Origin of the sequence: Pseudomonas sp. KNUC1026 (genome assembly GCF_021650705.1) — a bacterium.
Lineage (GTDB): Bacteria > Pseudomonadota > Gammaproteobacteria > Pseudomonadales > Pseudomonadaceae > Aquipseudomonas.
In genome coordinates, this window is sequence record NZ_CP087138.1 from 35,684 (window position 1) to 46,029 (window position 10,346).

2 protein-coding genes and 1 pseudogene are annotated in these 10,346 nt (G+C 68.5%); all 3 read left to right on the forward strand.

The window, feature by feature from the left end; genetic code table 11:
• The first annotated feature begins 8 nt into the window (after positions 1 to 8).
• The gene (locus LN139_RS00085; RefSeq protein WP_236357768.1) at positions 9 to 749 is read left to right on the forward strand and encodes a thioesterase II family protein; all 741 of its coding nucleotides are present in this window, start codon (positions 9 to 11) and stop codon (positions 747 to 749) included.
• A gap of 530 nt (positions 750 to 1,279) precedes the next feature.
• Positions 1,280 to 6,919: a non-ribosomal peptide synthetase gene (locus LN139_RS00090; RefSeq protein WP_268944794.1), complete on the forward strand. Its 5,640-nt coding sequence runs from the start codon at positions 1,280 to 1,282 to the stop codon at positions 6,917 to 6,919.
• Positions 6,920 to 7,170: 251 nt separating this feature from the next.
• A pseudogene (locus LN139_RS00095) lies at positions 7,171 to 10,311 on the forward strand (amino acid adenylation domain-containing protein); the annotation flags it as partial.
• Positions 10,312 to 10,346: the final 35 nt, after the last annotated feature.

Genomic DNA, 10,346 nt, shown 5'->3' on the forward strand with positions numbered 1-10,346 from the left:
CTCAAGACATGCCGCAACTGACCCTGTACTGCCTGCCCTATTCGGGCGCCAGCGCCATGGTCTACAGCCGCTGGCGCCGCAGTTTGCCGGAATGGCTGAGCGTGCAGCCGGTGGAGCTGCCCGGGCGTGGCGCACGCCTGGGCGAGCCGTTGCAGACCGACATGGCAGCGCTGGCCGGGCAACTGGCCGATGAGCTGCTGCCGCGCCTGCAACAGCCCTATGCGCTGTTCGGCCACAGCCTCGGCGCGCTGCTGGCGTTCGAGATGGCCCATGCCCTGGGCGAGCGCAACGCACCGGCCCCGCTGGCCTTGTTCGCTTCCGGCACCGCCGGCCCGAGCCGGCGCGATGACTACAAGCAGGGCTACTCGACGCCCAAGAGCGACCAGGAGCTCATCAACGAACTGCGCACCCTGCAGGGCACCCCGGAAGAGGTGCTGGCCAACGCCGAACTGATGAGCCTGACGCTGCCGATCCTGCGCGCCGACTTCCTGCTGTGCGGCCGCTATCGACAGCGCGAGCGCACGCCGCTGGCATTGCCGATCCATGTACTGGGCGGCAAGGAAGACGAAAGCACCATGGAGCAACTCCTCAGCTGGCAGAAGGAAACCGCCACCGGCTTTTCGCTGGACATGCTGCCGGGCGGGCACTTCTTCATCCATGAGCACGAGGCGCGGGTGCTCAAGCTGCTGCGTAATTACCTGCAAACGGCGCTGCGCCGGCCGGTGCAGCCGCTGGCTCGGGTGGGTTGATCCGCCCCGTCACACCTTGATTCCGGTGGAAGGGCGATTTGCCATGCGGCAGGCTGCATCAGCCTGAGGCCTGATCATCGCCCGGCGAGCCGGCCTCCCACTGAAACTCTGCGGCGCACTTGAAATGGTGGGAGGGCGGCTTGCCGCGCGACAAGCTGCATAAGCCTGAGGCCTGACCATCGCCCGGCAAGCCGGCCTCCCACTAAAACTCTGCGGCGCACTTCAAATGGTGGGAGGGCGGCTTGCCGCGCGACAGGCTGCATAAATCTGAGGCCTGACCATCGCCCGGCGAGCCGGCCTCCCACTGAAACTCTGCGGCGCACTTGAAATGGTGGGAGGGCGGCTTGCCGCGCGACAGGCTGCATAAATCTGAGGCCTGACCATCGCCCGGCGAGCCGGCCTCCCACTGAAACTCTGCGGCGCACTTGAAATGGTGGGAGGGCGGCTTGCCGCGCGACGTGCCCCCACTAAATCACCCCCCAACCCCTTCGTTTGTCTGACATCGCCCGGTTGTCAGGACACCCCTTGCCATGAATGCAGAACAGGCCCTCAAACTCGCCCGCCGTTTCATCGAGCTGCCGCTGGAGAAGCGCCGGCTGTTCCTGGCCGGGCTGCAAGCCGAGGGAGTGGCCTTCCCGGTGCTGCCGATCGCCGCCGGGGTGGAAGTGCCCGAGCGCGAGGGGCTGTCCTATGCACAACAGCGCATGTGGTTCCTCTGGCAACTCGACCCCGCCTCGGCCGCCTACAACCTGCCCATGGCGGTAGGCCTGCGTGGGCCTGTGAACATCACCGCCCTGCGCCAGGCCTTCGAAGGCCTGGTGGCGCGCCACGAAACCCTGCGCACGCGCTTCGTGCAACTGGGCGATCAGGTACTGCAACGGGTCGACGCCACGCAGCCGGTGACTGTGCGCCAGGACGACCTCAGCGCTCACGCAGCCCCGGACGCGGAGGTGGAGCGCATCGCCGACCTGGAAGCCCAGGCACCGTTCGACCTCGTCGACGGCCCGCTGTGGCGCGTGCGCCTGTTGCGCGTGGCGGCCGACCACCACGTGCTGCTGCTGACCCTGCACCACATCGTCGCCGACGGCTGGTCGATGAACGTGCTGATCGAGGAGTTCGTGCGCCTGTACGACGCTGCCGCCCAAGGCCAGGCCGCCGGCCTGCCGCCGCTGGCGATCCAGTACCGCGACTACGCCCTGTGGCAGCGCAGCTGGCTGGAAGCCGGTGAGCAAGCCCGCCAGCTGGCCTACTGGCAAGCCCAGCTGGGCGACGACCATGCCCCGCTGGAAATGCCGCTGGATCATCCGCGCCCGGCCCAGCCCAGCTACCGCGGCGCACGCCATGAATTCAGCCTGGACGCCACGCTCACCGAGCGCCTGCGCGGCCTGGCCCGGCAGCACAACGTGACCCTGTTCATGGTGCTGCTGGCCAGTTTCAAACTGCTGTTGCAACGCTACAGCGGCCAGCGCGAGGTGCGCGTCGGCGTGCCGATCGCCAACCGCAACCAGGCCCAGACCGAAGGGCTGATCGGCTGCTTCATCAATACCCAGGTGCTGCACACCGACCTGGATCCGCTGCTGACCGTGCCGCAGTTGCTGGCTCGCGTGCGCGACACTGCGCTCGGCGCCCAGGCTCATCAGGAGCTGCCGTTCGAGCGGCTGGTCGAGGCGCTCGACGTGCCACGCAATGCCCAGTCGCCGCTGTTCCAGGTGCTGTTCAACCACCAGGCCAACGTTGCCGATGTCGAGGAGATTCGCCTGGCCTCGGGCCTGAGCCTGGCGCGCATGGCGCTGCGCAAGCACAGCGCGCGCTTCGACCTGGCGCTGGACACTCACGAACGCGGCGGGCAACTGCACGCTGCCTTCACCTACGCCCTCGACCTGTTCGATGAGGCCAGCATCGTCAGCCTCGGTCAGCACTGGCTGAGCCTGGTCGAAGCGCTAGCTGCCCAGCCGATGCTGGGGATCGGTGAGCTGGCACGCGTGACGGCCGAGTCCGTGAACACCCAAGCCATCACCCAACCGACGATGCTGGTACCGCAATGGACCGAACAGGCCAGCGTGCCCAGTACCTTGGCTGTCGTCGCCGGCGATGACCGCTGGAGCCATGCCGAGCTGCGCCAGCGCGCCGACGCGGTGGCTACCCATCTTCACGCCGCCGGCGTGCAGCCAGACGAAGTGGTCGGCATCGTCGCCGACCGCAGCGCTGCGATGCTCGCCTCGATCATCGGCGTATTGCGCGCCGGCGCCGCCTACCTGCCGCTGGAACCGGAGCAACCGACAGAGCGCCTGCAGTTCATGCTCGCAGGCAGTGGCGTGAAGCGCGTGCTGGCGCCCGCTGCCTGGGCCGCGCAATTGCCCGCAGGCGCCTTGCGTATCGACCCGGCGACCCTGCCGGCCGGCCAGCCCTTCAGCGCGGTGGCCGTGCAACCCGGCAACCTGGCCTACGTGATCTACACCTCCGGCACCACCGGCCAGCCCAAGGCCGTGGGCATCAGCCATGGCGCGCTGGCCAGCTACTTGAGCGGCGTGTTCGAACGCCTGCCGATGGACGCGCTCGGCAGCCTGGCGATGGTTTCCACCCCGGCCGCCGACCTCGGCCACACCGTGCTCTTCGGTGCGCTGTGCACCGGTAAAACCCTGCACCTGCTAAGCAAGGACCTTGTGCTGGACGCCAGCGCCTTCGCCGCTTACCTCGCCGCCGAGCGCATCGATGCGGTGAAGATCGTGCCTTCGCACCTGCAAGCACTGCTCGGCGAGGGCCGTGACGCACTGCCGGCACGCTGCCTGGTGCTGGGCGGCGAAGCGGTGCCGGCCAGCCTGCTGGCGCGTATCCGGCAACTGGCGCCGGAGCTGGCGGTGATCAACCACTACGGCCCCACCGAGACCACCGTGGGGGTCATCACTGCACCGCTGGCCGGCCAACCGCTGCTCGGCACGCCGCTGCGGGGCGTGCGTGCGGCAGTGCTCGATGGCGGCCTCCATCCGGTGCTGCCGGGCGTGAAGGGCGAGCTGTACCTGGGCGGCGCCAGCCTTGCCCGTGGCTACCTGGGCCAACCCGCGCTCACGGCCGAGCGCTTCGTGCCGGCCGCTGGTGGCGAGCGGCTCTACCGCAGCGGTGACTGGGTGCGCCAGGATGCCGAGGGCTGCCTGCACTTCGTCGGCCGCATGGACGGCCAGGTGAAAATCCGCGGCTACCGCGTGGAACTGGCCGAGATCGAAAAACAACTCGCAGCCCTGCCGGGCATCCGCCAGGCCGTGGTGCGCGTGCTGGGCGAAGGCGAGGCGCGCCACCTGGCCGGCTGGCTGGTGGTGGAGCACGCCCCGGAATCAGGCGAAGCCGCCCTTGAGCATTTGCGCGGCCTGGCCCGCCAGCGCCTGCCCGAGCACATGCTGCCCAGCCACCTGATGCTGCTCGAGCACCTGCCGGTGACCGCCAACGGCAAGCTGGATGCCAAGGCGTTGCTGCTGCCACAGGCGCAGGTCACCGAGTACATCGCCCCGCACACCGAGCTGCAAACCCAGGCCGCCGCGATCTGGGCGCAAGTGCTGCAGGTGCCGCAAGTAGGCTTGGGCGACAACTTCTTCGCCCTGGGCGGCCACTCGCTGCTGGCGACCCAGGTGGTTGGCCGGCTGCGCCAGCAACTGCAACTGGACGTGCCGCTGCGCCTGCTGTTCGACACCGCCGACCTCGGCGCCTTTGCTGCTGAGCTACAGCGCTTGGAGCAGGGCACCGGCCAACCCATCGCCGTGCTAGATCGCAGCGGCCCGCTGCCGCTGAGCCCGGCGCAGCATCGCCAATGGCTGTTCTGGAAGCTCAACCCCTCGAGCGCCGCCTACAACACCCCCATGGCCGTGCGCATGCGCGGCACGCTGGACCGCCAAGCCCTGCAAGCGGCTTTCGACGCTCTGGTGGCGCGCCACGAGTCGCTGCGCACCCGCTACGTGGAAGTCGATGAACAGCCACATCAAGTCATCGAAGCGGCGGCACCTGTGGCCCTCGTCGAGCAAGACCTGCGCGGCCAGCCCGCCAGCGCGGTGGCGAGCCAGGTCGAGGCCGAAATCCTCGCCACCTTCGACCTTGAGCACGGCCCATTGCTGCGTGCGCGCCTGCTGCAGGTGGACGACGATGAACACCTGCTGGTGATGACCCTGCACCACATCGCCTCCGATGGCTGGTCGATGGGTGTGCTGGTGCGCGAATTCGCCGCCTTCTACAACGCCCGCGCACGCCAGCAGGCCCTGGTGCTGCCAACGCTGCCGGTGCACTACGCCGACTACGCCAGCTGGCAGCGCGAGCAGCTGGAAGGCGGCTTGCTCGATGAGCAACTGAGCTACTGGAAAACCCAGCTCGAAGGCGACTTCAGCGTGCTGCAACTGCCGACTGATCGCCCACGCCCCGCGTTGCCCAGCTACCGGGGCGGCAAGGTCGACCTGCGCCTGCCGCCCGAGCTGGTCGAGCGCCTGCGCCAGCTCGCCAGCGGCAGCAACGCCACGCTGTTCCACGTGTTCCTGGCCGCCTTCGCCTTGCTGCTGTCGCGCTACAGCGGGCAGAGCAGCCTCAACATCGGCGTGCCGATGACCCACCGCAACCGCCTGGAGCTCGAAGGCCTGGTGGGCTTTTTCGTCAACAGCGTGGTGGCGCGGGTCAAGGTGGACGCGCTGGGCAGCGTCGAGCAGTTTCTCGCCAGCGTGCGCGAAACCGCCCTGCAGGCCCAGGCACACAAGGACACGCCGTTCGACCTGCTGGTGGACGCCCTGCAACCGGCGCGCAACCCGGGCCACAACCCGCTGTTCCAGGTGATGTTCAACCACCTGCGCGATGTCGGCGAGCGGGTGAACGGCGCGGCGCTGGAAGGCTTGCAGGTGGAGGAGGTGGTGCTGCCGGAGCGCACGGCGCAGTTCGACCTGGCACTCGACACCAGCGAGCGCAGCGATGGGGTGCTGGCCACGTTCAGCTATGCCAGCGACCTGTTCGACGAAGCACGCATCGAACACCTGGCCGAGCATTGGGTGAACCTGCTGCGCAGCATTGCCAGCAGTGCGAGCGGGTGCGTTGGCAGCCTTTCGATGCTGAGCGCCGCCGAGCGCCAGCGCGTAGCGCACCACTGGAACCTGCCTGCTCGCAGCTTCCCGGCCGGGCAGTTCGTGCACCGGCTGATCGAGGCCCAGGTGCAGCGTACGCCTGACGCACCGGCCCTGGTGCTCGGCGGCGAGGAGATGACCTACGCAGCGCTGAACCGCGCCGCCAACCGCCTGGCCCATCGCCTCATCGAACTGGGCGTGGGGCCGGAGGTGCGGGTCGGCATCGCGGTCGAGCGCTCGCTGGAGATGGTCGTCGGCCTGCTGGGTGTGCTCAAGGCCGGCGGCGCCTATGTGCCGATGGACCCGGAATACCCCGCCGAGCGCCTGGCCTACATGCTCGAAGACAGCCAGATCGCGCTGCTGCTGACCCAGGCAAGGCTCACCGAGCGCCTGGCCACCGCCGGGCCGGTGCACCTGCTGGCGCTCGACGCCGACGACCTCGGCAACTACAGCGCGGAAAACCCGGCCAACCGCGCACTCATCGATAGCCTGGCCTACGTGATGTACACCTCCGGCTCCACCGGCAAGCCCAAGGGCGTGAGCATCGCGCACCGGGTGCTGGGCACCTTTGCCCAGGTGGCGGCGGATTATTCGCACCTCACCGCCCATGACCACGTATTGCAGTTCGCCACCCTGAGCTTCGACGGCTTCGTCGAACAGCTTTATCCGGCGCTGTGCGTCGGTGCGCGAGTAGTGCTGCGTGGTAACGGCCTGTGGAGCACCGAAACCCTGCGTGAAAACATCCAGCGCTACGGCGTGACGGTGGCCGACCTGCCAGCGGCCTACTGGAAAGTGCTGGCTCTGGAAGGCAGCGCTGCGGGCCTGGCCAGCCTGCGCCAGGTACACGTGGGGGGCGAGGCGATGTCCACCGAGGCGCTGGCCGCCTGGTTGCAGGCCGATACCCGCGGCATCCGCCTGCTCAACACCTATGGCCCCACCGAAGCCACGGTGGTCGCCACCACCTACGATTGCGCTGCCCCGAGGCGGGCGCGGTGCCCATCGGCAAGCCGCTGTTCGGCCGCGCCACTTATGTATGCGACAGCCAGCTGGAACTGGCCGCCCCCGGTACCCTCAACGAACTGTTGATCGCAGGCCCCGAGAGCCTGGCGCGTGGTTACCACAACCGCCCGGCGTTGACCGCCGAGCGCTTCATTCCCGACCCGTTCAGCGAGCAACCGGGCGGGCGCCTGTACCGCACCGGTGACCTGGCCCGCGCCCGTGCCGACGGCGTGCTCGAATACGCCGGGCGCACCGACCACCAGCTCAAGATCCGTGGCTTTCGGATCGAGCCGGGGGAGATCGAAGCGCGGTTGCTGGAGCAGCGCGCGGTGGCCAACGTGGCCGTCATCGCCCAACCGAGCGCAAACGGCCCGCAACTGGTGGCCTATGTGGTGCCCCGCGATGTTGCGCTGGCCGAACCCGGCGAGGCCCAGGCGCAGCTGTGCCAAAGGCTGCGCGAGGCGCTCAAGGCTGAGCTCCCGGCCTACGTGCAGCCCGCGCACCTGATGCTGCTCGGCGCACTGCCCCTGACCCTCAACGGCAAGCTCGACCGCAATGCCCTGCCTGTGCCGAACGGGTCAGCGCGGCAGGACGCCTACGTGGCACCGGCCACTGAGCTGGAACAGGCGGTGGCGGGTATCTGGCAGGCATGCCTGAACGTCGAGCGCGTGGGCCTGGCCGATGACTTCTTCCAACTGGGCGGGCACTCGCTGCTGGCCGTGCAGATCGTATCGAGGATCCGCCAGCAGCTCGAGCGGGAAGCGGGCTTGGGCAGCCTGTTCGCCCATCCGGTGCTGGGCGATTTCGTCGCCACCCTCGGTGACGCCAGCGCGCCTGCGTTGCGTATCGAAGCGGCCGAGCGCAGCGGGCCGATGCCGCTGTCTTCTGCGCAGCAGCGGCAGTGGATTCTCTGGCAACTGGCGCCAGAAAGCCCGGCCTACAACATCCCCAGCGCGCTGAGCATCAGCGGCCGGCTGGACGTCCGCGCCCTTGAACGCAGCTTCGGGGCGCTTGTTCAACGCCACGAAGTGCTGCGCACCACCTTCAGCGCCATCGAAGGCGAGCCTTGGCAAATCATCCACCCGCACGCCGATGTCGCCCTTGCGCAGTACAGCCTGGCGGCCGATGAGGTTCAGGCGTTCATCGCGGCCCAGGCCCGTGTGCCCTTCGACCTCGGCAACGGCCCGCTGCTGAGGCTTGCGCTGTTGTCGCTGAGCGCAGATGAACACGTGCTGCTGATCGTTCAGCACCACATCGTCTCCGACCAGTGGTCCATGGGCGTCATGGTCAAGGAACTGCTGGCGCTTTATGGCGCCTTCAGCACCGGGGCGCAGCCCGCGCTCCAGGCGCTGCCGATCCAGTACGCCGACTACGCCCACTGGCAGCGCCAGTGGCTGAACAGCCCGGCACAGGCCCAGCAGCTGGCGTATTGGGTGCAGCAACTGGGTGGCGAGCAGCCCGTGCTGGAACTGCCGCTGGACTACCCGCGCCCCGCCACCCAGGCCCACCGCGCCGGGCGGGTGGAGGTGACGTTGCCGCCGGCCCTGGCCCAGGCGATTCGTGGGCTGGCAGCCCGCCATGGCATGACCTCCTTCAGCGTGCTGCTGGCCAGCTTCCAGGCCTTGCTCTACCGCTACAGCGGCCAGCCGGACATCCGCGTCGGCGTGCCGGTGGCCAACCGTACGGCGCTGCAAACCGAGCAACTGCTGGGCTTTTTCGTCAACACTCAAGTGCTGCGGGCGCAGGTGCAGGGCCATCTGCCGTTTACCGAGCTGCTGGCCGAGGTCAAGCAGGCCTTCATTGGCGCGCAGGCCAACCAGGACCTGCCTTTCGAACAACTGGTAGAGGCCCTGCGGCCGGAGCGCGACCTGAGCCGCACGCCGCTGTTCCAGGTGATGTTCAACCACCAGAGCGCCGAAGCGCTGGGCGGCCAGCTGCCGCAACCGCTGCCCGGGCTTCGCATCGAGCCCATGGAGTGGGGCGTAGGCGCGGCGCATTTCGACCTGGTGCTCAACGTTCAGGAAGGCGAGGGCGGCTGGGCAGCTTCCTTCACCTATGCCGCAGACTTGTTCAAGGCCGCCACGGTGCAACGCATGGCCGAGCACTGGCTGCACCTGCTCGACGCGATCGCCGCTGGCCCGCAACGTGCGGTGGCCGAGCTGTCGATGTTGTCGAGCGCTGAGCGAATTCAACTGGGTGGCCGCAGTGCGAGCCTGCCTGAGGCCTGCGACCGGCCACCGGTTCATCGGCTGTTCGAGCAGCGTGCGGCTGCCGAGCCGGATGCCGTCGCGTTGATCTTTGGCGAGCGCCAGCTCAGCTATGGCGAACTCAACCGGCTGGCCAACCAGCAGGCCCATCGCCTGATTGCCCTGGGCGTCGGCCCTGAGGTGAAGGTGGGGGTGGCGCTGGAGCGTGGCCTGGAGGTGATCGTGGCGCTGCTGGCCGTGCTCAAGGCCGGCGGCGCCTACGTGCCGCTCGACCCGGATTATCCACAGGACCGCCTCGCCTACATGATCGCCGACAGCGGCATTCGGCTGCTGCTCACCAGCGGCGAGGTGGCGGCGCGCATCCCGTGCCCGGCACAGGTCGAGGCGGTGCTCGTCGAGCTCGACGGCGGCCAGGCAGAGGCGGGCAACCCGCGCCCGCCGTGCCACCCCCATCAGTTGGCTTACGTCATCTACACCTCTGGTTCCAGCGGCCTGCCCAAAGGCGTTGCCGTGGCCCATGGCCCGCTGGCGATGCACTGTGAAGCCACCGCTGCCAGCTATGAAATGACCTCGGCCGACCGCGAGCTGCACTTTCTGTCGTTCGCCTTCGACGGCGCCCATGAGCGCTGGTTGACCACCCTGCGCCAGGGTGGCTCGCTGCTGATCCGCAGCAATGAGCTGTGGACGCCTGGGCAAACCTACGCCGCGATGCGTGAGCATGGCGTCACCATGGCGGGCTTCCCGCCGCTGTACCTGCACCAATTGGCGGAGCTGGCGCAGCAGAGCGGCAACCCGCCGCCGCTGCGCTTGATCAGCTTCGGCGGCGACGCCATGCCGCGCGCAAGCTTCGAGCGGGTGCAGCAGGCGTTGCGCCCGCAGATCATGATCAACGGCTACGGCCCCACCGAATGCGTAGTCACGCCCGTGCTGTGGAAAACCGCCGCCGAGCAAGGCTGCCCCACCGCCTACGCGCCGATTGGCCAGTGCGAGGGCGAGCGCTGCGCGTACGTGATGGACAGCGACATGAGCCTGCTGCCCGATGGCCAGGCCGGCGAGCTCTACCTGGGCGGCTACGGGCTGGCCCGCGGCTATCTCGACCGGCCGGGCCTGAGCGCCGAGCGCTTCGTCGCCGACCCTTTCAGCGAAGGCGGCCGGTTGTACCGCACCGGCGACCGCGTGCGCCGGCTCGGCGACGGCAACCTCGAATACCTCGGTCGCCTGGACAACCAGGTAAAAGTGCGGGGCTTCCGCATCGAAATCGCCGAAATCGAAGCCTGTTTACCAACAGTTGGCGCCGGTCAGCGAAG

What these genes read in the sequence shown, in the direction of transcription:
- LN139_RS00090 (WP_268944794.1), top strand. Translation starts at nt 1,280, where the DNA reads ATGAATGCAGAACAGGCCCTCAAACTCGCCCGCCGTTTCATCGAGCTG.
- LN139_RS00085 (WP_236357768.1), top strand. Translation starts at nt 9, where the DNA reads ATGCCGCAACTGACCCTGTACTGCCTGCCCTATTCGGGCGCCAGCGCC.